General features: G+C 45.8%; 22 protein-coding genes and 4 tRNA genes. 19 read left to right on the top strand and 7 right to left on the bottom strand.

Translation table 11 applies throughout. The annotated features are described in order from the left end of the window. Positions 1–299: 299 nt before the first annotated feature. From A8709_RS29065 to A8709_RS29060, 3 genes are all read right to left on the bottom strand, one after another. A complete protein-coding gene (locus A8709_RS29065; protein WP_065857850.1) occupies positions 300–833 on the bottom strand; it encodes a hypothetical protein in 534 nt (177 codons plus the stop codon). A 304-nt stretch (positions 834–1,137) separates the two neighbouring features. Beyond that, entirely contained in the window at positions 1,138–1,302 is a 165-nt protein-coding gene (cmpA, locus tag A8709_RS34285) for a cortex morphogenetic protein CmpA (RefSeq protein WP_141692697.1), read from the bottom strand. Positions 1,303–1,375: 73 nt separating this feature from the next. Continuing rightward, positions 1,376–1,729 carry a hydrolase/acyltransferase gene (locus tag A8709_RS29060; protein ID WP_065857848.1) on the bottom strand — a complete coding sequence of 118 codons (354 nt, stop codon included), beginning with the start codon at positions 1,727–1,729 and terminating at the stop codon, positions 1,376–1,378. Positions 1,730–1,843: 114 nt separating this feature from the next. On the opposite strand from A8709_RS29060, the gene A8709_RS29055 reads away from it, so the two are divergent. The 10 genes from A8709_RS29055 to A8709_RS29010 all read left to right on the top strand — a co-directional run bounded on the left by A8709_RS29055 (position 1,844) and on the right by A8709_RS29010 (position 7,141). Beyond that, the gene (locus A8709_RS29055; RefSeq protein WP_065857845.1) at positions 1,844–2,317 is read left to right on the top strand and encodes a SprT family protein; all 474 of its coding nucleotides are present in this window, start codon (positions 1,844–1,846) and stop codon (positions 2,315–2,317) included. Positions 2,318–2,335: 18 nt separating this feature from the next. Beyond that, a tRNA-Asn gene (locus A8709_RS29050) sits at positions 2,336–2,411 on the top strand. A 3-nt stretch (positions 2,412–2,414) separates the two neighbouring features. Next, positions 2,415–2,503: transfer RNA gene (locus A8709_RS29045), tRNA-Ser, on the top strand. A 152-nt stretch (positions 2,504–2,655) separates the two neighbouring features. Then, the gene (locus A8709_RS29040) at positions 2,656–4,398 is read left to right on the top strand and encodes a methyl-accepting chemotaxis protein (protein ID WP_065857843.1); all 1,743 of its coding nucleotides are present in this window, start codon (positions 2,656–2,658) and stop codon (positions 4,396–4,398) included. 171 nt (positions 4,399–4,569) lie between these two features. Beyond that, positions 4,570–4,641, top strand: a tRNA-Glu gene (locus A8709_RS29035). A 15-nt stretch (positions 4,642–4,656) separates the two neighbouring features. Next, positions 4,657–4,738 (top strand) — tRNA-Leu (locus A8709_RS29030). Between the two features lie 443 nt (positions 4,739–5,181). Then, entirely contained in the window at positions 5,182–5,607 is a 426-nt protein-coding gene (locus A8709_RS29025) for a MerR family transcriptional regulator (protein WP_065857840.1), read from the top strand. Positions 5,608–5,705: 98 nt separating this feature from the next. Then, the gene (locus A8709_RS29020; RefSeq protein ID WP_065857839.1) at positions 5,706–6,131 is read left to right on the top strand and encodes a universal stress protein; all 426 of its coding nucleotides are present in this window, start codon (positions 5,706–5,708) and stop codon (positions 6,129–6,131) included. A 37-nt stretch (positions 6,132–6,168) separates the two neighbouring features. Continuing rightward, positions 6,169–6,441 carry a hypothetical protein gene (locus A8709_RS29015; protein ID WP_065857837.1) on the top strand — a complete coding sequence of 91 codons (273 nt, stop codon included), beginning with the start codon at positions 6,169–6,171 and terminating at the stop codon, positions 6,439–6,441. After that, positions 6,410–7,141, top strand: a complete 732-nt coding sequence (locus A8709_RS29010; protein ID WP_244163341.1) for a glycosyltransferase family 2 protein — start codon at positions 6,410–6,412, stop codon at positions 7,139–7,141. Before A8709_RS29015 ends, A8709_RS29010 begins: the two co-directional genes overlap by 32 nt. 359 nt (positions 7,142–7,500) lie before the next feature. Here the strand turns inward: A8709_RS29010 and A8709_RS29005 are convergent, their stop codons facing one another. Then, positions 7,501–7,686: a sporulation protein Cse60 gene (locus tag A8709_RS29005; RefSeq protein WP_065857833.1), complete on the bottom strand. Its 186-nt coding sequence runs from the start codon at positions 7,684–7,686 to the stop codon at positions 7,501–7,503. A 223-nt stretch (positions 7,687–7,909) separates the two neighbouring features. On the opposite strand from A8709_RS29005, the gene A8709_RS29000 reads away from it, so the two are divergent. From A8709_RS29000 to A8709_RS28965, 8 genes are all read left to right on the top strand, one after another. Next, positions 7,910–8,944, top strand: a complete 1,035-nt coding sequence (locus A8709_RS29000) for a response regulator (RefSeq protein WP_065857831.1) — start codon at positions 7,910–7,912, stop codon at positions 8,942–8,944. Position 8,945: 1 nt separating this feature from the next. Beyond that, complete coding sequence (locus A8709_RS28995) at positions 8,946–10,733, top strand: cache domain-containing sensor histidine kinase (protein WP_065857829.1); 1,788 nt, start codon at positions 8,946–8,948, stop codon at positions 10,731–10,733. Positions 10,734–10,820: 87 nt separating this feature from the next. Next, positions 10,821–12,353 (top strand): extracellular solute-binding protein, encoded by a 1,533-nt coding sequence (locus A8709_RS28990; protein WP_167357201.1) that lies wholly within the window; start codon positions 10,821–10,823, stop codon positions 12,351–12,353. Further along, entirely contained in the window at positions 12,353–13,249 is an 897-nt protein-coding gene (locus tag A8709_RS28985) for an ABC transporter permease (protein ID WP_141692696.1), read from the top strand. Before A8709_RS28990 ends, A8709_RS28985 begins: the two co-directional genes overlap by 1 nt. Further along, complete coding sequence (locus tag A8709_RS28980) at positions 13,249–14,112, top strand: carbohydrate ABC transporter permease (protein WP_065857823.1); 864 nt, start codon at positions 13,249–13,251, stop codon at positions 14,110–14,112. Before A8709_RS28985 ends, A8709_RS28980 begins: the two co-directional genes overlap by 1 nt. Before the next feature lie 27 nt (positions 14,113–14,139). Then, positions 14,140–16,143, top strand: coding sequence for a carbohydrate binding domain-containing protein (locus A8709_RS28975; RefSeq protein ID WP_065857822.1), 2,004 nt, complete (start codon positions 14,140–14,142; stop codon positions 16,141–16,143). Positions 16,144–16,186: 43 nt separating this feature from the next. After that, positions 16,187–17,665 (top strand): sulfatase family protein, encoded by a 1,479-nt coding sequence (locus A8709_RS28970; protein WP_065857820.1) that lies wholly within the window; start codon positions 16,187–16,189, stop codon positions 17,663–17,665. 295 nt (positions 17,666–17,960) lie between these two features. Further along, positions 17,961–18,185, top strand: a complete 225-nt coding sequence (locus A8709_RS28965; protein WP_208607766.1) for a hypothetical protein — start codon at positions 17,961–17,963, stop codon at positions 18,183–18,185. 214 nt (positions 18,186–18,399) lie between these two features. Here the strand turns inward: A8709_RS28965 and A8709_RS28960 are convergent, their stop codons facing one another. From A8709_RS28960 to A8709_RS28950, 3 genes are all read right to left on the bottom strand, one after another. Next, the gene (locus A8709_RS28960; protein ID WP_065857818.1) at positions 18,400–18,735 is read right to left on the bottom strand and encodes a hypothetical protein; all 336 of its coding nucleotides are present in this window, start codon (positions 18,733–18,735) and stop codon (positions 18,400–18,402) included. 77 nt (positions 18,736–18,812) lie between these two features. Then, positions 18,813–20,450, bottom strand: coding sequence for a response regulator (locus A8709_RS28955; protein ID WP_065857816.1), 1,638 nt, complete (start codon positions 20,448–20,450; stop codon positions 18,813–18,815). Positions 20,451–20,454: 4 nt separating this feature from the next. Then, positions 20,455–22,257, bottom strand: a complete 1,803-nt coding sequence (locus tag A8709_RS28950; RefSeq protein WP_065857814.1) for a cache domain-containing sensor histidine kinase — start codon at positions 22,255–22,257, stop codon at positions 20,455–20,457. A 219-nt stretch (positions 22,258–22,476) separates the two neighbouring features. Here A8709_RS28950 and A8709_RS28945 point away from each other — a divergent pair, with 219 nt between their 5' ends. Continuing rightward, on the top strand, positions 22,477–23,826 hold the full coding sequence (locus tag A8709_RS28945) for an ABC transporter substrate-binding protein (RefSeq protein WP_084225584.1): 1,350 nt from the start codon (positions 22,477–22,479) through the stop codon (positions 23,824–23,826). Position 23,827 lies beyond the last annotated feature (1 nt).

Below are 23,827 nucleotides of genomic sequence, written 5' to 3'. Positions count from 1 at the left end.
TACCTGTATTTCAAGTAGCTAATTTCTAGGGACTTCCTCTAAATCGCCAATTCGGGCAAATATAGATGGAGGTTTTCCATTTAAATGCCGAAAACCATGGGATTGTCCAAAAATAACTACAGGTTATACAGTAAAGCAAAGAGGTGTTCGAATCTGTTGAATTTGTTTAGGCTGTCTAATCTGTTCAAGCAATCTATTTTGTCCAAGCTGTCTAATCTGTCTAACTGTTCGGATCTGTTAAATCTTTTGTATCAGTAAGCATCTAAGTTACTTATGAATATCCGTTCTGTTTAAACCCCCTACTTCTGCGCCCCACCCACCTCCTTCACCAAATATGTCATCGTATTCCGCTGACCAGCAATCAGCGAAAGCATACCCTCCGTCGAGAGACGTATGAGCCAGCCAGCGGCGATGCGAATGTTCACATTGCATTCAGCGGCAACTTCCTGAAGCTTGACCTTGCCGTTACGTCGGTTAGCGATTTGAAGAATAAACTGCTTGCGCAGCTCCCACACATCTGCCTCAAGCTCAGCGAGGGAGGGAATGCTTTTACGAGCTTCACATGGTCTTCTTTGATCTTCAAATGGTTTTACACGATCTTGACTTGCTCTTCCTTGATCCTCACGAGCTCTTCCTCGATCCTCACGCGCTCTGCTTCTCCCCCCAGAAGATCTTCTTTGTTCAATAGAAATGATTTTTGTACCGGTCATTCCCGTTTGAGACTTTTCCTGATGCGTCGATACATCCCCTTGGTGGACAAGCTTGTTCATCCCCAAAATCCTGCGGTGTTTCTCCCGCATTCTACGTAACCAATGACTGCTATTTTCCTGCATATATAAGCCCCCTTTTTCTCATTAATCCATACGCAAAAAAAGCACAAACGAACTGCAGAAGATGCTGCAAGTTCGAGTGTGCTTCACTCGGAACCGTATTTTGTTTACTTATCATTACATTTATTTACAGTATAGAGGGCACATTTCAAATATGCAACAACTTTTTACCAAATGTTTACTCTTTTCACTCTCCTTGTATATACTCGTTTATCTCCACTTACATTACTCCTTATCTCCCCATGTACATCCTTATGTATCCACGGCAAAAAAGCCAGCACTTGTCTCACAAGTACTAGCTCTTTGATCAAAATTTACGTTTACTCGGTCCGTCCGTCGATTGGCTGTCAGGCCACTCCTCTTGCGAGCGGCGAGTGCGGTAAAAGTACCAGCTATCATTCAATAATCGGATTTGTCTACGGTTTTTGTTCTGGAAGGCACGCATTAATTGATTACAAAGCCATTGAGGCATATGCCCATCCCCTTCTTTGCCATGTACTTATAGCATATGAAGGTTAGGGAAGTTGGGTGCAGGTCCCTTATGTTTAGAGATCAAATTCTTCTTCGTACCACTGCTCAAGCTGGGCTTGCAGCGCGCGAATTTCGGTCAGTAAGGAGATCAGTGGATAGGATTTTTCCTGGATGCCGGCAAACGTTTTTTCCAGACCATTGATGTAATCCAGTCCTTGAATCAACGTGTATGTGGAACCGATTAATTCCAAATCGTCACATTCTGCAATCACGCGCGGAAGCTGCGGGATATGATCAGCCGTCAATTTCTCTAATTCTTTGTGTAAACGTTGGTTCAAAGCCGTTAATTGATAGGAATAGGAGGAAGGCATTTCAACGAATTCCAGCTGTTGGTCAAGCTTCAAAATCGCATAGCGCATTTGTGGCATGAGGTGGTTCAATTCCTTTCTGTATAGGGCGTTCGATCTTCTTTTCTACTTGACAGTATAGCCGTACATACGGTACAAATTCAAGTAAGAACTTGTCATTAGGAGTGTTCGTGGATGGAAGATCAGGAGCTGCAGCAATGGATTGAGCAGATTTCGATGGAATCGTTCGGTAGACCATTCGTACATCAGGCACGTTTTAACCGAAGATTGCGGTCGACGGGTGGACGTTATTTTATGAAATCACATGATATTGAGATCAGTTGGAGTCAGTGGGAGACCTTTGGCCAAGATGAAATTGAGAAAATTATTAAGCATGAGCTGTGCCATTATCATTTACATATCTTGAAGCGGGGCTATAAGCATCGCGATCAGGATTTCAAAACCTTGCTAGCCCGAGTCGGCGGCTCTCGCTACTGCCAATCCCTGCCAAGGCCGAGGGTGCAACAAGCTTATAAATATAGGCTGGAGTGTGTGAATTGCAAGACGGAATATTTCCGGAAGCGTAAAATGGACGTTCGAAAATTCGCCTGTGGGAATTGTAGAGGAAAATTGAAATCGTATACACTTGACTTAACAGCTCCTTCATAATAAAATAAAACTTGTTATTCCCTGATAGCTCAGTTGGTAGAGCACTCGACTGTTAATCGAGTTGTCACAGGTTCGAGTCCTGTTCGGGGAGCCATATGGAGAGATACCCAAGTGGCTATAAGGGGATCCTCTGCTAAGGGATTAGACTGCGTAAGCGGTGCGAGGGTTCGAATCCCTCTCTCTCCGTCACGAAATAAGTTCAATGGCAGTAATGCCGTTGGGCTTATTTTTGTTTTTCTTAACAAATTTCCTTAACAAATACTAACAATTTTCTAATAACTGTTAAACTTATGTCCTCTATAGTGAATAAAAAAAGATTCACGATGGGGGAATATCCAGTGGCTAAATTATTTTCGATACGCATGCGCCTTATCCTATTGCTATTAATTCCTTCTTTGCTGTACGCAGGCACGAGTATGTATTTATTACAACAAGATAAGTCGGATACCGAACAATTGACCTCATCTTTGTATGAAACGGCAGAGAAGAGCACATCCCTTATCTTAAACGCCGATCGTGATATGTACCAAGCGCTAACCGCCTATCAGCTAGTGGTCTCGGGTACTTTAAGTGCGGATGAGAAGGCGACACAGTTGAAAGTTCTGAAAGAAAATATCGATCAAACGAATACAAGAGTCGGGCAGGCACTTATTATTTTAAAAGAAAAGCAATTACTGCAAACCGCCCATGCGGATACGAAAGTGACAGTTGAGCAAAGCGTAGCAGGCTTTCAGACTTTTTTTGATCAGTGGGCCAAAGAGGCCAATGCCGTCGTACAGGCAGGGAGCGTGGGCAAAGGCGTTCTGAATGAAGCGAAGTTAATGGCAACTTTTGAGAAAGGGCGCGAGGGTCTGAATGCAATTGGTGAAATTCTAGATGCCTATGCGAATCAAACGATTGTCGATACGAAGGCTGATAATAAGAAGACAGCAACTAGCATCTTCATCGGCGTGGCCGTGATTGTCATTCTTCTCTTCCTTGCAGGGGGAATTGTGATTCGGAAAATCATGAGGATGGTTCGTCGAATTCTGATGATTACGAGTCAAGTGGCTGGGGGTGATCTGCGTCAAGAACCACTGCGTACCTATGCTCAGGACGAGCTCGGGCAAATTTCAGAGTCGGTCGATGATATGGTTGCCAAAATGAAGAGCTTGATCGGCACGATCGCGTTTAATACGCAATTCGTGCACGATGCTTCCGTGGAGCTTTCGGATAGCTCCAAAGAGTCCGCTAGCGCTGCGGAACACGTGGCAACGAATATCCAAGAGATGACACAGGAAGTGGAAGTGCAAGCGAGAAGCAGTGAAGAGACAAGCCGTGCCATTGAAGAAATGGCAATCGGGATTCAACGCGTCGCGGAAAACTCCAGCGTGATGGCGGATCACTCATCGTTGACTTCCCAGCATGCGACACTCGGGAACGAGCTGCTTTTCAAGCTGCAGCATCAAATCGTAAATATGCTGAACGCAGTTGAGCAGCTCTCAGAGACTGTTCAGTCGTTAACTCGTAAGTCCGATGAAATCGGATATATTGCCTCTAGCATCACGAACTTCGCGAACCAAACGAATCTCTTGTCGCTGAATGCTTCGATTGAAGCGGCTAGAGCGGGTGAGCATGGCAAAGGGTTCAATGTTGTTGCCCATGAAATACGCAAACTCGCTGCACAATCGATCGAATCTGCCGATGGGATCAATCAGTTGATTCACGAGACGAGAGTCGAGATTGCGAGTGTATCGGAGTCTATGCTTGCAACGAAGCAGGAAGCGAGCACGGGGTCGCAGATGATGCAGGAAGTGAATCAAAGCTTCGAGACGATTATGCAATCAGTGACGAATATCGTGACACAGATTCACGAGACCTCGGCGATTACGCAGCAAATGTCGGCAAGCTCGGAGGAGATTTCAGCGACGATGGATCAATCGGCGGCGAGCTCGACGCACATTCTGATGAGATCGCAGACCGTGGCAGCGGCCACGGAGGAGCAGCTTGCGATGATGCAGAATATTGCTGCAGCGTCCGAACAGCTGAAATCTGTGGTGGATACGTTGAATCAATCCGTGTCGTATTTTAAAACGAAATAGATTGTGAGAATAGGGAGCCCCCGCAGGTCTGAATTGGACGGTCGGAAGGCTCCTTCTTGGACAGAATCGACTGGGCATATTCCCATAAATTAGGCTTGTCAATGGACACGGAATCCTTTATAATAAATTTTGTTGTCCTAGCGGGCTGGAATGTTCAATGATTTTTGTTATGGCCCGTTGGTCAAGTGGTTAAGACACCTCCCTTTCACGGAGGTAACAGGGGTTCGAGTCCCCTACGGGTCATTATATACCTCATATGCGGTCGTGGTGGAACGGCAGACACACCATCTTGAGGGGGTGGCGCTCACAAGGCGTGCGGGTTCAAATCCCGCCGACCGCATCCCAGTTTTACAAGTTTGAAACCCTTACGTAGTAAGGGTTTTTCTTTTTTAACAGATGAAGAACCCCAGCATATCAGCTTCGTGCAACACCCTTGTTGACGAACTGTTGACGGAAACATAGTCCTTTTAATAGTAAAGATTAGAGGTGCATCGATATAAACAGAAAATTTATACTGCGTGCTTTCATTTCTGTCATTATAGTCGGCATTGCGGGTCTGATTACAGAAAAACTACTTGCGAGATATAATTATGATTCTTCATGGAAATGGGTTATATTGGCGCCGATGTACTTCCTAGGCTATATGTGGCTAACCCGAACCATAAAGAGATAATCTTGCAGTCATTTATAAAACTCTCATCCATATAATTAACGTTGACGTTAAATATATATCGAGTTAAGATAACCATATCGGATGGTTACTTGAAATGAAAGGAGATTTGAATGGAAAATTACAAAATTGATGACGTGGCAAAGGAATGCGGATTGACGAAACGAACGATTCGTTATTATGAGGAGATTGGCTTGCTGTTTGCTCCTGATCGCAGCGATGGCGGAACACGGTTGTATTCGCGGGCTCATATTGACCAGCTGAAGCAAATTACGAATGCGCGTGAAGTATTGGGGTTCTCTTTACAGGAAATGCAGGATTATGTGTCTGCCAGCAATAAGATTGCTGAACGTCATCAAGGATACTTGCAAACAGAGGATAGGGATCAGAAAAGAAAAGAACTCTTGGAGCTTGAATCCATTGTGGCGCACCAGCTTCAAATCATCGATCAAAAACTCGCAAAAATAGCCGAGGTCCGGCAAATGACAGAAGTTCGGTACCAACGTGTACAAGAAGCATTGAAAAATCTACCCGAATAATGGACCTGTGATTATAGGGTTCATTTTGACTGAAATATAACGTTAACGTAAATGTTATTTCCGCTTCGCATTCATATGGAAACTAAGGAGGAATTTCTATGTTCACACATATTCTCGTTCCGGTTGATGGGTCTGAGCAAGCGTATCGTGCCTTGGATTATGCGATTACACTTGCAGAAAGTGTATCCTCTGACGTTAAACTAACTGTGCTTCATGTTAATCCGACGCTAACTTTGAATGAACCACCTATTGTTGATATCCATCTGTACGAAAGTTTGGAAGAAGAAGGACGCGACATTTTACAACCTGCAATTGAAAGAATGAAAGCTACGCAAATACCGTTCAAAACAGAGGTGAAGTCTGGAGATCCAGCTAATGTGATTAGTCATCTTGCAGATTTTGATCAACATGATCTTATCGTGATGGGATGCCGAGGCGCTGGGCTGATGTCAGAGCCCCTGCTTGGCAGCGTAAGCCACAAAGTGATCCAACATGCGCACTGCCCTGTTATGGTCATAAAATAAAAGATGAACGATTAGAAAATCGCCTGTATCTGTGGATATGGGTGGTTTTTTATATACGATTCAAAATCGGATTGTCTGTTGGGGCGAAATGGTACAGATTTTAGAGAAAGAGCTCGGCTTGCCAGCCCACCTAAATAAGCAGCCCTCACAACCTGGAGATGTGCCGCAGACGTACGCGGACGTTTCCAAAGCTCACAGGTTGTTGGGCTATATGCCGCGAACCCCATTCGAAGAAGGCATCAAGAAATTTATGAATTGGCACAGAGGTGAAGGACATGATGAAGCTATCAATTGTAGCACCGATTTATAATGAGGAAGAAAGCATAGAGGCGCTCCATAAGGCGATTACACATGCTGTGAAAGATAGGATAGAAAGCTACGAAATAGTGCTTGTTAATGACGGGAGTAAGGATCGAAGCGCCAGTATTTTGAATAAGTTAGCGAGTGCGGATCCACGGGTTAAAGTTATTCATTTTGAGCGAAATTGCGGGCAGACCGCAGCGATATATGCTGGGATGAAGCAGTCATCCGGGGAATTAGTTGCGTTAATCGATGCGGATTTACAGACCGATCCTCGGGATATTTTTAAACTCATGCCGTATATACCTCAAATGGATTTTGTGAATGGCAGACGTGTTCACCGGCAGGACACGATCGTTAAGAAAATGTCTTCACGTGTGGGGAACGCGGTCAGAAATTGGTTAACAGGCGATAATATACAAGACACGGGATGTCCGATGAAGCTGCTGAAACGCGAAGTAGTGGATAGCTATTACTTGTACGAAGGGATGCATCGTTTTCTGCCGACCCTTGCGAGAATGAATGGTTTTCAAGTCATTGAGGTCGCGGTATCGCATAATGAGAGGAAATTTGGCGTATCCAAGTACGGCGTGCTGAACCGCGCATTTGTCGGACTCATGGATGCGATTGTCGTCGGATGGCTGCGGAAAAGGGTGATCCGTTACCAAATTATGCTGAATAGGAAAGCTCCTGAGCAGAGGGAGGCTTGAATATAAAAAGAGGATGCCCCGCCATATACATGGTTTTGGGACATCCTCTTTTCGTTAACGCATTGCTACAAACCGATGCAAGATCTTCCGTAAACTATGGTTCATCGTAGATTCCACCCGAAATGATTAAACGAAAATGCCAATGCATGATCATTGTATAATACCTCCCCGTGAAAACCACTTTTTTGCCTGCGAAAATAGGTAAATCATAAATTGTGTAAGATTAAATAGACAAGTAATCCTGCAAGACACAGCGTTGAGATCCAAGAGATCAACTTAAAGAAAGTTTCAACTCTTGATTTCATATTCAGCACCTCATGACTAGTTGATATTAATGCAGGAAATCACCGATGCGCATCCTATTTTGTTTTATAAACAATCAGGATGGAAGTTCGTTGTAATCCTGTATCGAGCTTACCTGGCTTCAAGATGGAGCCATAGCAGACATTAACAACCTGATCGTCTGTTAACTCAGCTAGAAATTGGTTAGCTTTGGACTCTGCGTAGGAGGAGTCTGTATCCAAAAATTCTTTCACTTGAATCATTTTCTGAACACTCCTTTCTGTTGTAATGGTTAAAAAGGTGTGAAAATACAACAAGACATTCCACTCTAAAAGCGGAATGCCTTGTGTATTCCTCTGAAGATACCACCGAAAGAAATCGCTGTCAATCTTAATGTCGTTGTCCAGAGGGGCTTATTGACGAAAAATAGGGCTTGGGTTAGTGTTTAAGAAATCGAATAGATCATAGATCCAAAGGAGGAAAACGATGTATCCGGTTATGATTGTGGAAGATGAGGTTTGGATTCGTAATGCACTAATTGAAATGATTGAACGAAGCGATCTGCCCTTCTTCGTTGCAGGCGAAGCGGAGGATGGCGAGGATGCGTATACGAAGATATGTGAAATATGGCCTATGGTGCTTATTACTGACATTCAGATGCCGAAGCTGGACGGATTATCGCTTATAAAGAGGCTGCACGATGCCTATGTGCCGATCGTTCCTATTGTGGTGAGTGGATACGATGAATTTGCGTACGCCCAACAAGCCATTCGGTATCAAGTTTCCGAGTATTTACTGAAGCCGGTTGAGGAAAAGGCGCTGCTGGAAGCACTTGAGCGAAGCTTGGACCGGATGGCGAATATGAAAGAGCTTCACAAGCCATTAGGCGAGTTCGAAGCCTTTCTGCAAGGTTTGCACGAAGGTGAACCGCAACGCCATTTCAGAGAGCTGCAGTCACTGATTAGGTCTGTGCTTGGATTTAAAGGGAAGAAACCCGCGGTTAGAAGGGGGCTGCTGCGCTTATTTGATGGGCAGCTTCGACGCTTAGTTGAAGCAGGTTCGCTGAGCCAAGATAAGAAAGATACGCAATCTCAGTTGCACATCCTCGAATCTGAGGATGAGACGGGGATACAGCGCCATTTTGCCTCCTATGTAGAGGCTTGGTTTCGAATGCGTGAACAATCTGCGGAGCATAGGATGCCCTATTTAGTCCATTTGATGAAGCAATGTATTCATGAGCGATATATGGATGAAATTTCGCTACAGTTGGCTGCTGAGCAGGCAGAGATTAGCGTGGCTTATGCAAGCACGTTATTTAAGCAGCATACAGGCGAACCGTTTATTACCTATTTGAATCGGTATCGGGTGGAAAAGTCCAAAGAACTGCTGCTCAATCCTCTACTGAAGGTGTATCAAGTTGCCGACCAGACCGGATTTGCATCCATTCATTATTTCAATCGTGTATTCAAGACATTTACGGGGCAGACGCCTCTTGAATTTCGGAAAGAGCTGGGTTTGTAGCATGAAGATAGCTCTCCGAATGAACATGATTTCCATGAAAACATGGATGACCGCAACATTTCTGGCTGTAGCGTTACTCTCTATTCTGTTGTTAACGGTTGTGACGAATCATACGTATGGCGAGGAAATCAAAAAGAACTTTTTTGGTTTATCCAATGAAGTTGCAGCCAGTGTGAACAGCCAGATGGATTTGTATTTTAGCCATATTTTACAGTCCACGAATTCGTTGATTCGTCAGGATAACCTTCAGACATGGTTAAGCGCGAAAGGGCAATCATCGGCGACGGAGGATGACAATATTAGTTTGCTCATGCAGCGATATGTAGCCTTCAACCATCCGGAAATTATTGGCATGTTTCTCTTATCGAACGATGGGCGGATTGTCCCTATGGGTGCAGGCTTCCAGCCGACACTGGAGCCATACAGTCATGAGCCTTGGTTCCTCATACCCCCGGCAGAGAAGGTTACCATACTGCCAACACATATCACGAATTATCCTCAGCAAACCGGTATCCCGGTAATTTCTTTGATCGTACCTATTTATAGTATCGAGAATGTGGAGCTCCAAGGCAAACTTGTGATTGATTTAACGCTCTCAGCGATTGCGCCGTTCTTCAATGTACAGGCCGTCGGGCAAGCCGGAGAAGTGATGTTAATTGCCAATGATCATGTGGTGTTCCATCCAGTGAAAAAGTTTCAGGGTGTTGACGTGTCTCAAACCGATTTGGCAGGCGTGACACTGCCCAAGCGTGGCCAGGCTGAGGTTGCGCAGGTCCAAGGGGTGAAGTCTCTCATTTCTGTAAAGCAGTCTGTATCAACGGGCTGGGACGTTGTTCTCCGCGTACCTTATGATCAAATGAGTGGTGGACTTCAAGCTGCTCAGAAGCAAATCTTGGTCATCGTCATCGCTCTCATAGGCATCATAGGTATTCTTGTTCCGATCTTAACCGGGCTTTTTATACGCCCCGTGCTTCACTTGAAACATGTCATGCAGCAAGTCGCGCTTGGAAACTGGGAGGGACGCTCACAGACTAAAAGCGGATTGCCGGAGTTCCGTCAGTTGAATTACAGCTTCAACTCGATGGTGGAGCAGTTGAATACACTTCGTCTGCAAGAGATGAATTTGCGCTTAAGTCAGAAGGAGGCGCTGATCAAAGCGCTGCAAAATCAAATAAACCCTCATTTCCTATATAACTCATTGGATATTATCAAAAGCATTGCGTATTTGGAGGGTGTGCCGCAGGTCGAAGCTATGGCCGTACATTTGGCCAATGTGTATCGATACACAACCAAGGCAGAAACGCTGAATTCGACGGTCAAAGAAGAGTTGGCGAATCTCGCCGATTATTTGGCGATCATTCATGTTCGTTTTCCTAAACATTTTCAAAGCCGTATCTACGTACATGAAAAATATTATGACTGTGAAATGATCAGACTCGTCTTGCAGCCGATTGTCGAGAATGCGGTCAAGTATGCGATTGAGCCGAAAGGCGGGCGTGGGATGATTGCAGTCAGCGCGTATGTGGAGAACAAGGACCTAGTGATCGAAATTGCGGATAATGGGTCAGGCATGTCCGATCCGAAAGTGAAGGAGCTTAACGGCAAATTGATGGATCTTTCCCAAAATGCAGCGCAAGAAACGATCCCCCATGGATCGCTTGGTCTGGCCAATGTGCATGCTCGGCTCGTCTTGCATTACGGTGAATCGTACGGGATTAAAGTCCATTCTTTCCCAGAACGGGGTACCATTGTATGGGTAAGAGTACCTTTTCAACGAACAGGTTCATAAATCGTAAATTTGTGTAAAGATTCCGCTAATTCTCATATCGTATACTGAGATCGTTAATACACCAATAAACAGGGGAGCGATCAGATGATGAGTCAAAAGAAAACGATCAGCATGTTGGCATTGACAGCGGCCATGCTGGTGTTCAGCGGTTGCACAGCGAAGGAAGCGGCACCTTCAGTTAGCCCAAGCGAAAAGAGCTCGCCTTCTGAAGCGAGTACAGCGCCAAAAGAAAAGTTGAAACTGGATCTAATGACGATCAGTTGGGCCGGGGGCGGCTGGCCGGATGACCATGCGGTGATTCAAAAACTCAATGAAAAATTGAACATCGACCTGAAGATCCAATGGGTGCCGAACGATAACTACAAAGAAAAATTAAATGTGATGGCGGCATCGAACAGTTTCCCCGACGCTTACTTTATTAACCCGCCTGAATTCCAGAAATGGCGTGATGCGGGAATTTTCATGGATGTTAAACCGGAGTTAAGCAAGTATTCCAACTTGACCAAATATTTGGGGGAAGATGGCTTTAATATTTTGAATCCCAAAGGAAAAGCGTATGGACTTCCGTATTATTCCGTTGAAGCTCGTGATCCAATGATGATTCGTAAAGACTGGCTGGACAAGTTAGGGCTGAAAATGCCAACAACCGTTGATGAATATTACGAGGTAGCGAAAGCGTTTGCAACGAAAGATCCCGACGGCAACGGTCAAAATGATACGGTCGGCATTTCCTTCGTGATGCAAACGGACGGCTCTATTTTAAACCTGGAACATCTCATGGGCGCATTTGGTTTGGCAAATAACTGGAAAGAAATTGACGGTAAGCTTGTACCTTATCAAGTGCAAGGCAAAGAGCTGAAAGATTTCTTAACGTTCCTGCAAAAAGCCTATAGTGAAGGCGTGTTGGATAAGGATTTCATGACGAACAAAGCGCGCGATCCTTGGAGCAAGCTTGAAGCCGGCAAAACAGGTATTTCGTGGGTCAATCCCTTCGAATTTTACACAACATCTATGGATACCATCAAGAAGGTTGATCCGAAAGCTGAACTTGTCCAATTACCTGCGCCAAAAGGGCCAACAGGACTTCAAGGGACCAAAACATCATCCTCTGTCGATAAAATCGTGATTAACTCCAAGATAGACAAGAAAAAACAAGAACGTCTATTGGCACTATTCGATTATATGATGTCAGATGAAGGTACGGACTTGATTAAGAATGGTGTAGAAGGTGTTCACTACAAGAAAAACGGCGATAAATATGAGAAGTTGGATGCATTTGATAAAGATCGTCCACAGCTGATTTCGACTTGGTTACTGCGTCGGTATGACCCGATGATTCAAATTCGGAAATGGGACGATGCAGCTTATGTCGATAAAATTAATACGATTTTCAAGGAAAATGAGAAGGCCAAGTGGACGAATCCAGCTTCAGGACTTATTTCTGACACACAGGTCAAAGTAGGAAACACAATCAACTCCAAATTTGGCGAAGAAATGGCCAAGATCATTATGGGTAAAAGCCCAGTAAGTGCGATTGATAAAGCAATCGAGGCATGGAAAGCTGGGGGTGGCGACGCGATCATCAAAGAAATGAACGAGCAGTACGCCAAATTAAAATGATGAGCGCGGAGTGGAGAAGAGGTTTACCGCTGTATCTCATGATCTTGCCTGGACTTTTGTTCTTTCTGCTATTCAAATACCTGCCAATGGCGGGGCTAGTGATTGCCTTTCAATCGTATAACCCGTTCGAGGGTATATTTCATAGTGATTGGGTAGGCTTTGACAATTTTAAGCGATTGTTCACGGATGTTGATTTTTATCGGCTGCTAGCCAATACCCTTACACTCAGTGCGATCAATTTATTTTTATTTTTCCCGGCGCCCATCATCCTAGCGCTCATCATTAATGAGTTGGGTAAAGGGTTCTTCAAGAAATTAATGCAAACGGTCATTTACTTGCCTCATTTCTTGTCTTGGGTTGTTGTCGTAGGTTTAACATCCCTGCTGTTTGCAACCCAAGACGGCGGGATCAACAATTGGCTGGCATCGAATGGGTTTGCACGAATCGAGCTGCTGTCTGATCCGGCTTATTTTAGACCGCTATTCCTGATGCATAATCTATGGAAGGAAGCGGGATGGAATACGATCATTTTCCTGGCGGCACTTGCTTCCGTGGATCCAATGCTGTATGAAGCTGCGGATATGGACGGGGCGGGCCGCTGGCGGAAGCTGTGGTCTGTGACGCTGCCTTCCCTGCGCTCCACCATCATCATCCTGTTTATTTTGCGGCTGGGGTCAGTTATGGAAATTGGATACGAGCATGTCTACTTGCTGCAAAATACGTTGAATTTGAAAATATCCAATATTTTCGACACCTATGTATATCGGCAAGGCATCCAGCAGGGGGACTTCTCCTTCTCTACCGCCGTAGGCTTGTTTAAAGGCTTGGTAGGACTCGCTCTGATCATGATGGCCAATAAGCTTTCCAAGAAAGCGGGAGAGGAGGGGCTCTACTAATGTCCATCTGGAAGCGAAAAGACTTTGCCTATCAGACACTCATGAACGCCGTAATGGTGGTTGTATTGCTCGTTATCATGTTCCCACTAGTCTATGTGGTGACAACGTCCTTCAGCAGCAAACAGGAAATGCTGACTCGTGGTTTCTATTTGATACCACATGACTGGACAGTCAATGCTTATGGCTATTTGTTTTCGAATGCGAACTTCATGAAATCATTTTGGAACGCGATTCAGATTACAACGATCGGTACACTAATTAACATCGTGCTAACTTCACTTATGGCGTATGGTCTCTCCAAAACCTGGCTGCGTGGACGCAAGCTGTTGAACTTCTTGGTCATGTTTACCATGCTGTTCGGCGGGGGGATGATTCCCACGTATCTCGTTGTCAAAACGTTTCATCTCATCGACAGTTACTTTTCCTTATATTTGACGGCAGCGATCGCGCCATTCAATTTGATCGTTATGCGCAGCTTTTTTCAAAACATTCCGGTGGAATTAGAAGAATCGGCGCGCATCGACGGCTGTGGAGAGTTTCGCTTGTTTCTCACGATTATTGTACCGCTGTCCATGGCGATCATTGCTACCTTTACCCTTTTCTACAGTGTTCAAAATTGGAACACCTACTTCAATGCCATTCTGTATTTGAATGATTCATCAAAGTGGCCGCTTCAAGTTTTTTTAAGGCAAATGCTAATTGAAACGGATATCGGTATGGCAGCGGAGTCCAGCGGATTCGAATACAGTCCGGCAGCGAAAATGGCTGCTGTGGTTATTGCGACCGTTCCTTTTTTATTCATCTATCCGTTTCTTCAAAAATATTTCAATCAAGGCATGCTGCTAGGATCCGTGAAAGGCTAAATCACACTCATTCATTGGAGGGTTCTTATGGGGAATAAATCGTGGTTGTATGCGTTGGCAATTACTGCGGCCTGTATGGGTTTCGCTGTTTCGGCTCATGCGAATAACAGTACGTACTATGTGGATGCAACAGCAGGCAATAATGGGAATGACGGGCTTTCGATACAGTCACCTTGGAAGACGCTGAATGCCATTAATGCGATGACGTTTCAGCCTGGCGATCACATTCTGCTCAAAGCAGGTGAGAGATGGTCAGGAACTCTTCATCCACTCGGTTCAGGTACTTCGGCAGCCCCCATCGTGCTTGATCAGTATGGAACTGGCCCCAAGCCCTATCTGGATGGGCAAGGCGCTACGAATGTGGTCATGCTGTACAATCAGGAGCATTGGGACATCGGAAATCTGGAGATTTCCAATCAAACAGCTGTACAAGGTACGGCCGTCCGCAGCGGGGTTGAAGTGATAGGCGAAGATTATCTGGTCGGAAGTACGACAGATATTACGAATATAGCTACGCTGCATGATATTCGATTGCATGATTTATACATCCATGATATCAATGGTCTCCATAAGAAAACCGTCAATGGCAGTTCAGGCATTAACGTTGTCGTTCGACGTAAACTCGATGGTTCACCTAATCGGGTAACCAAGTTTGACGGCATCCTGATTGAAAATAACAAAATAGCAAATGTGACGCGTACAGGTATCATGGTCAACTCCGTATGGTCCAATCGGGCGCAGCAAGGTGGGACTGTAGACCTTACGCTCCCTTGGACACCGCATACGAATGTGATCATACGCGGGAATGAAGTCCAACACGTTAGTGGAGATGGTATTGTTCCTCATATTACAACAGGCGCATTGGTCGAGCATAACAAGGTGAATGGCTTCAACGAAGCGCAAGTCGACTATAACGCAGGCATGTGGACGTATAATGGCGACTACACGGTCTATCAATTCAATGAGGTGTCCGGCGGGAAAACGATTAAGGACGGCATGGCTTTTGATTTTGACAATGGGACAAAGGGCTTGATCTTCCAATATAATTACAGCCACGATAACGAGGGCGGCACTGTGCTGATTTGTCAAAACGAAACGAACGGTTCGGTATCGGATGGGATTTTCCGTTATAACATCAGTCAGAATGACCGCTATCAGATGATTACCGTATGTAGTGGTAGCAATTATCAGAATATGCAGTTTTACAATAATGTGTTTTATGTAGGAAGCGGAATTGCGAACAATCTGCTCATAAATAACAATGGCAATGCGGTGGCTGGCAACGGTCAGGCTGCGTTCAAAAACAATATTTTCTACAACCTGGGCACAGGTACTTATGCTGGTAAATCGACTTGGACGTATGACAGCAATGTGTTTTACGGCAATAATACGCCTGCCTACGCAACGATTCCTGATGCGATGATGACAACCAGTAATCCGCAGTTTCTGAACCCAGGTAGTGGGACAAGTATAAATGGGGTAAACGGATATAAATTGAAGTCTGGTTCATCTGCTCTGAACAACGGTGCCGTTATGACGAATAACGGAGGCGTGGATTATTGGGGCAATCCAGTTTCGGCTTCATTGGCTTCGAATCGAGGGGCATACAATGGCGCTCCGCTGCAGCAGCTTGTTGGCAATCAGGGATGGGAAAGTACCTCGGAAAGCCCTTGGTATCATTGGGGAAATGCGGCTATCACCACGAGTGCAGCAGATGTTCGCTCAGGGACTAAAGCGGCCCAAGTCGTGCCGAACTCAGCCTTTGAGCAGTGGATTACGGTGAAACCGAATACCACGTATAAGCTTCGAGGATACGCGAAAGTCTCTGCTGCAGGGCAGACGGTATCGATTGGGGCGAAGCTGTATGACGGTACCCAGCAGGTGGCAGCACAAATAACGAGTACGAGTTGGTCGCAGGCAGAGGTTACCTTCACGACAGGAGCTGCGACGACTACGATGCGCGTATTTGTATACAACCCATCTGCTGCGGGGTACGGGGTAGCGGATGATTTGGAACTGTATGAACAATAACAACACCTAGAGAACAAGATTTACACCGAAAGGATGATTTTGTATGCGCATTTTATTGCTTGATCTGGATTCATTGAATCCTCGTCATCTTGGCTGCTATGGCTACCATCGCAACACATCTCCGAATATTGATAAAATCGCCGCCGAAAGTGCTCAGTTTACGAACTACTATACATCGGATGCGCCTTGTTTCCCTTCGCGAACAGCGCTAATGACCGGTCAGTTCGGTATTCGAAATGGCGTTGTTGGGCACGGCGGCACGGCAGCGGCACTTCGCCATGAAGGCGAAGATCGTGACTTTAAAGACAAGTTGGCACACGAGAGCTTGCCCGCATTTTTACGGAAAAGCGGTCTTCGCACTGCGCTGATCAGTCCTTTTGGCGAGCGGCATTCCGCATGGCATTTCTATGCCGGGTTTAATGAAATGTACAATACGGGTGAGAGTGGTATGGAATCGGCGGAAGAAGTGACGCCTACCGTCTTGGATTGGATCCAGCGAAATGAAGGCCAAGATGATTGGTTCTTGTATGTGAATTACTGGGACCCGCATACGCCCTATCGAGCACCCGCTTCTTTTGGCAATCCATTTGCGGAAGAGCCGCTTCCCGCTTGGATGACGGAAGAGCTTCTCGAGAGCAATAAGTTGAAGGTCGGTCCGCACAGCGTAAATGAGATCAACATGTTTAATAGTGATACCTATCCCAAGTATCCACGTTATCCGGGACAAATCACGAATATGGAAGATATGCGAATGATGATTGACGGCTACGATTGCGGTGTGCGGTACATGGATGAGCATGTAGGGAGCATCTTCGAAGAACTTAGCCGGCAGGGCGTCATGGATGATCTCATTGTCATCATTACCGCTGATCATGGCGAGAATATGGGGGAACTGGGCATCTATGGCGAGCATGGTACGGCCGATCAGGGTACATGTCGAATTCCGATGTTGATTCGCTGGCCTGAGAAGATTGAACCGGGTGTTCAGGAAGGACTGCATTACCACCTGGATCTACTGCCAACACTAGCCAATCTGCTCGATCGAGAAACACCAAGAAGCTGGGACGGTGAAAGCTACGCACATGCATTGACAGGGGCTAGTGAGGATAGCGCGGAGGGCAGACCGTACCTTGTTATTTCCCAAATGGCGCATGTCTGCCAACGCTCCGTAAGATTCGGCAACTGGTTGTATACCCGTACGTATCATGACGGTTACCATCTGTTCCATAAAGAAATGCTGTATGATCTGGCTACAGATCCGTACGAGCTTCATGATGTCGCAGCGGACTACCCAGAAGTGTGTAAGCAAGCAGTGTATAACTTGATGCAATGGCATGATGAACGAATGGCATCCATGCCATTCACGGTGGATCCACTCTGGACCGTAATGAAAGAGGGCGGCCCTCACCATGCGAAGGGATACCTACCGGCGTATGTGAAAAGGCTGGAAGCGACTGGGCGCGCGCATGCCGTGCCAGAGCTGATGCTTCGGCATCCACAAGAGTTCAGAACGAATCAATAGTTTACGTTGTATTCATCCTGGCTGCACCACCGCAGCTGACTCATCAATTAAGCCGACGACAGTTTGTAGCTGTCTCGGCTTTTTATTTGAGCTTGCAAGGATATCAATCCTTAAACCCGACTAAAACCATCAACCAAAGGGGTCATCTCGGCATTTGACAAATATTAAATCATAACACAATCATAATTTGAAAAGCAATCCTATTATCAAAATAATGCTTGATAAAATCTGCTAAATGGGTTAATCTTCTAATTGTTGCTAATCAAATATAGAAGCGAGAAAGGAGTGGAACGAAATGATGACGATGAAGATGATGACGATGAAGATGATGATGTCCATGTGCATGGAAGAAATGATGTGCAAAATGAACAACATGAAAATGATGATGGATCAAATGCAAGGCATGGAAATGATGGACATGATGGATATGGATATGATGATGTCCAAAATGCAATCGTGCGATGAAATGATGACCATGATGATGGGCATGATGCGTGAAATGAAACAAACCGCTGTATAAGAAGCGTCCTCATTCAAGGAGTTATCAAACACACACGGTTATCGTTGGATTCAACCTATAATATTCTTAAGATCTGTACATATCAATCTGCAAATTGATGCGTACTGTTAAATGCAATTCTGCAGAGCAGATGGCTGCATGCATGGAAATGACGAATAGGCATGAACCGATGTCCGGTAGAGCGGTAATCCGCATACGGGATTTTTTTGTATGTCTATTTATACGTAGTCGATTTTAATTGCTTACCAATCTCTACACGTTGTTGTTTCAATCCCCAGACTTCCCCGATCAATTGAGAAGCGACATACGCATTGTCCGTTTCGCTCAGCTGCTTGTAGAGTTCGAGCATCTTCCTGTTAACGGCATCGAATCGTTGCCAGAGCTGGCTTATTTTATGTTCAAGCATGGATTGTTGAATATATAGGGTAGACTTAGTCAGCGTCTGAATAATTTCGTTCTGCCATTCAACGTCTCCGATTTGTCTTGCGTAATTTAACAAATCCAGATAATCATCTTTCCAGCGAATCTCTAGTTTCTCGGTTGTAAGCATGGCGTTTACCTCATTCCGATGGTTATACCTAGTATTATACTCGGAATTAATGGAATTGCAACAACGATTTTCAAATCTTACAAATCCACCTGCACCATTTGCTTCTTATATTGCGAGGGCAGCATGCCAACCCATTTTTTGAAGGTACGGGTAAAATGGGGATCGTCGAAATAGCCGACTTCTTTGGCGATCAGCTGAATCTTCGTATTGCTCGTTTGGAGCATGGCTTTGGCCTTCTCGATGCGATACTGGTGCACATAGTCGAGGAAGTTAATGCCGAGTTCTTGTTTGAAAAGGGTAGACAAATGCGTCCCCGAGACGAATAATTCCTTGGCAACATTGGCTAAGGAAAGGCCGGGGGAATTGTAATGGTCGGTGATATACTCGATGGCCTGCTGGATTTTGCGCTTCGGTGTCTTGTTCGGATTCAGGGCTTTAACGACTTGCTGGAGAACCTTGGACACGATGGCAGATAGCTCCTCGAAGGTCTCTACCCGTTCGATATCAGTGGTTAAACTTTTCACATCCTCCAAGAAGGTGTGGTGTTCATGAGAGGTTTCATCTGCCAAGTGCAATAGTCCGGTTAGCAGCGAGTAGGTTTGCATGTTGATTTGGGTACGAGAGTGCAGATGAGGTTCTCGCAAGCATTCGAGCCATTTATCTGCAATGTTCAATGCTTCGGCAAACAGTCCTGTTCGAACATGATGGATGATGAGCTGCTCGAGCTGAGCAGAGTCATCCTGCGCAGGCGTCTCGGGTACCTGAACAGGTACCCCCGAGACCTCTTGATAGAAATAGACTTGGCCTGCGCCTTTAAAGAAGCGCATTTGCAAGGCTTCCTGCGCTTCCCGGTACGCCTCGTCCAGCAAGTCGATTGTCGGTTTCACATCACTGACGCCAATGCTAACGGAAAGCTTTAAATACAGGCTTAGATTCTGCTGAATCAATGCCAAGCTCTTCGCCAACTCGCCGCAATTCACGGCAGTGGTACCGTTACATACAGCGAGCACCTCTTGCTGCCTGGTAATGATCTCAACCGATTGCCCAAGCACCTGTTCAAGTGTTTCTTGAACAATATTGCCAATCGCGAAAGTAATCATTTCGATATCGGACGAATCGTAATTCAGCTCACGAATTGATTTACCGTCAGGGAGGACGGCAACGATGAAGATATTCTCATGATGTATGGATACGTGTGCCTGTTCCATTAAGGCTTTGCGGTCCTCGTTGGGCAATTTGGGAGCGAGCATCCACTTGTCCAACATGTGGGATTTCGCCATGCTTTTATTCAGGCGAAGCTGATCGTGCAGCCTTGTCAGGTTTTCAGCGAATTGCTGTTTATCATGTACGCGCTGCACAACGGATTGGAAGGTGGAGATAATGTCGCGAGGTGAGCAAGGCTTGATGAGAAAGTCAATGACGCCAAGCCGCATAGCCTGCTGAGCGTAGCTGAAATCATCATGGCCGGATAAAATGACGCAGGCAATCTCCAATTGCCTCTGCTGCACCTCTTCGATCAGTTGGAACCCATCTAAAGCGGGCATACGAATGTCGGTTAACAGAATATCAATTTTCCCGGACTCCAGAAATGGTATCGCTTTCAATCCGTTTTCTACATGAGCGCATATCTCAATACCAAGGGATTGCCAATCAATCATCGTGACAAGACCCTCCCGAACGGTTCGTTCGTCCTCCACAATAAGCAGTTGTAACATCGAATTACTCCTTCCTATAGGGCAGTGTTAGCTTAATTCGTGTCCCTGAACCCAGTTTGCTTTGAATATCGAGATCGGCCTGCTCGCCATAGAAGAGACGCAGCCGATTCATGATGTTCATGAGTGCGAAATTCTCGCCCGTATGTGCGCTAAGATTCTGAGAAGCGAACTTCTCCAATATTCGGTCATAATCATCTGGGGCAATGCCGACCCCATTGTCCATAATTTCAATCTCGACTATTTGCCCTTCCACGCGAAGATAGGCACCGATATGAATATGACCGATATCGTCGGTCAAGGGCTCTATCCCATGTACGACCGCGTTCTCTACGAGAGGTTGAATGAGCAGCTTGGGCATTTTGAAATGGGAAAGCTCTGGGGCAATATCAAACTCGTAAACCAACTTATCGGGAAATCGCATTTTCTGCAGAAATAAGTAGTGCTCGGCGAGCAGCAGCTCCTTCTCAAGAGGAATGACGTCATTTCCTTCACTCAGGCTGATTTTGAAAATGTTAGATAACGAGTAAATCATCTCGGCGACCTGCGTGTCCTTATTTTTCTCGGCCGACCAGGCGATGGTATTCAAGGTGTTATACAGAAAGTGCGGATTAATTTGAGACTGCAAAATTTTTAATTCAGCTTGGTGCTGGCGAAGCTCGAAGGCATAGACATCATGAACCAGTTCTTTAATTCGCTTAACCATCGTATTGTAGCCGTTGCTTAGCTGCCCAATCTCATCCTTACCTGTTAAGGGAACATGCTGATCAAAGTCGCCTTTCTGGAACTTCTTCATGGAAGCGAGAATGCGCATCATAGGTCTGGTGATGACGCCAGCTACGCTCCATGAAACAATCAGGCCTAGCAAGAGTGCTAAGCAGACAAGCAGTGAGGTAATCCATTTAATCCGATTGAGCTGCTTCAGTATCGTGTCACGTGGTTGCAGCACGAGAACATGCCAGCCGGTTAGCGGCGATTGCACATGTGCGAAGAGCCACTGCGAGGAATCCATGGCAGCATCGATCGTATCGGGTCTTTGGTTCGGACTCGTGAAATAAGGGAGCTGATCCATCTTTTGCCCGACCCACTGCCCATGAGAGTCCGATAAGACGGTGCCATCGTCTCGAAACACGATGATTTCGGTCGACCCCAACTCAGGGGAATAAGAGGTGCGAATGTCCTTCTCGTCAATGCCTAGGATGAGGACGCCTTCGGGATTCATGTTCGTATAATTTTTCAAAACTTTAGTCAGCAGCAGCTTATTCATCGAATCCCCGTGAAACATAACCGGACCTTGATTAGGTACCTCGACTCGCCAATTCTCAATAACGGGATTCGCTAAAATATCATCGTATTGGAATTTATCACGGAATTCTTCAAACGGTATGGCCGAGGAAAGCCCTTTATTATTAAGCTGAATTGTTGGAAAGTGGGAAGAATAGATGGTCAAAAATTGAAAATAAGGCCTTGTCACCATCAGACGGTTAATGGAATCGACGACATTCCGATTGGTGATGTACGCTTTATTATCCGAATTAGCAAGCAACGCTTGAATTTCAGGTGTCAGGAACACGTAGTCAGAGATATCCAAAGCATCCTGCACGATAGAATTCAAGTGATCAACGGCTTGTTTGGCAATGCCATCTTGTTCAAAGCTTAGTTTAGCCAAGATCTCGTCACTGGCCGTGGTATAGGCGTAGTATCCTGTCGATGAAATCATCGCGACGAGCAGCGGGACGAACCAGAACAACAGCTTGTTGCGAATCGGAAGGTTAGAGTACCAGTCTGAGACGAAGTGAAATGTGAGCATGTCAGATACCCTTCTTAGTTCAGATATCTTAACTATATAGATTGGGCTCAACGTAGCGCAATACAGAAGATTTAAGAATCATGTTTGGAAACTTAAGGTATTTTGCTTAAACCGGCGTGAAAGAGGAGAGATGAGGATCCTAGTTTACAAAAGGAAGGCTGACATGATAAATATGTACAGAGAACAGTACATGTCTGTAAGACAAAGGCGGGCGCATGGATGAACATACGAATGACGAAAAAAGCAGCGCTTGGATTGGTGATCCTTCTGGGAGCGACATCCTTGTCTGCTTGTGAAGGGCATAGGCAGGCTGACAATTCAACGTCGACTACGACTGCTGTGAAGCAAGTAACACTGACCTTTTTCAGCAACAACTCCGATCGCACGGCGGGACAGGGCAAAATGGAGCAGGATCTGATCGATCAGTATATGCAGATGAACCCGGATATTCGCATCAAAGTGGAAACGCTTTCTCCGGACCCTCAGTTTCAGGATAAAATTAAAGTGTACAATGCTTCAAATCATTTGCCCGATATTTTCAGCGCTTGGGGAAACGCGAGTTTCATGCAGCCCCTGATCAAAAATCAAGCCATCGCTGAATTGAATCAGAGTGACTTTCAGGATCTAGGCTTTATTCCAGAAGCGCTCGCTGGCTTCAGTTCGGCAGGGAAATTATATGGGGTACCTAGAAACTCGGATTTCTGGGTGCTGTATTACAACAAGAAAATTTTCGCAGATCATGCCCTGCAGCCGCCTCGGACCGAAGCTGAGCTGATGCATGTCATCGACGTGCTGAAAGCAAAAGCGATCGTACCGATCGCCATGGACGGACAAGACCCTTGGCCAGCGGGAATTTGGTTTGATACGATGCTGCAGCGAGCTTCTGGCACCTGGGATATCTCCCATAAAGCGATGGAGCGAACCGGGACTTTTAAGGAACCAGCCACAACTGCAGCGGGACTTTCTATGCAAAAATGGATCAAAGCCGGCGCATTTGGCACCGGTTTTCTGAATAACGATTACGGCACAGCACGCAATATGTTCGGACAGGGCAAAGCAGCGATGTTCATGATGGGAGAATGGGAAATGGGGATGGCGGCGGATGCCAACTTTCCCGACGAGGTTAAGAGAAATATCGGGGCCATTCCCCTGCCTGCCATCGACGGAGGAAAAGGAGTGACAACCGATCTAACCGCATGGTTCGGTGGAGGTTATGTGGTTGCCAAGGCCTCCAAGCACAAGCAAGAAGCGATTGCTTTCTTGAAGTGGATGTTCCGGCCAGAAGGCTGGACGAAAGCAGTCTGGCAGAACGGGATTGCGTTCCCAGCCCAAACCTATGATCAATTCCGTACGGATAAGGAAACGGCGATTCAGCAGGACTTGACGAAGATCTTTATGAATGCCAAGTCGTATAGCGGAACAACGGCACAAGATAAGTTCACCCCAGATACACAAAAAAAGTATTATGACGCTATTCAGAATGTGGAGGCAGGTCATCTGGCTCCAGAGGACCTTGCGGAAGCGATCGATGATGCTGCTGAGAAATCAGCGATAGAGTCCGCCAAATAAG

Source organism: Paenibacillus pectinilyticus (genome assembly GCF_001700435.1).
Taxonomy (GTDB): Bacteria; Bacillota; Bacilli; order Paenibacillales; family NBRC-103111; genus Paenibacillus_E; species Paenibacillus_E pectinilyticus.
The sequence above is the reverse complement of the archived record's forward strand: the minus strand, read 5'-3'. Positions and strand labels throughout refer to the sequence as shown.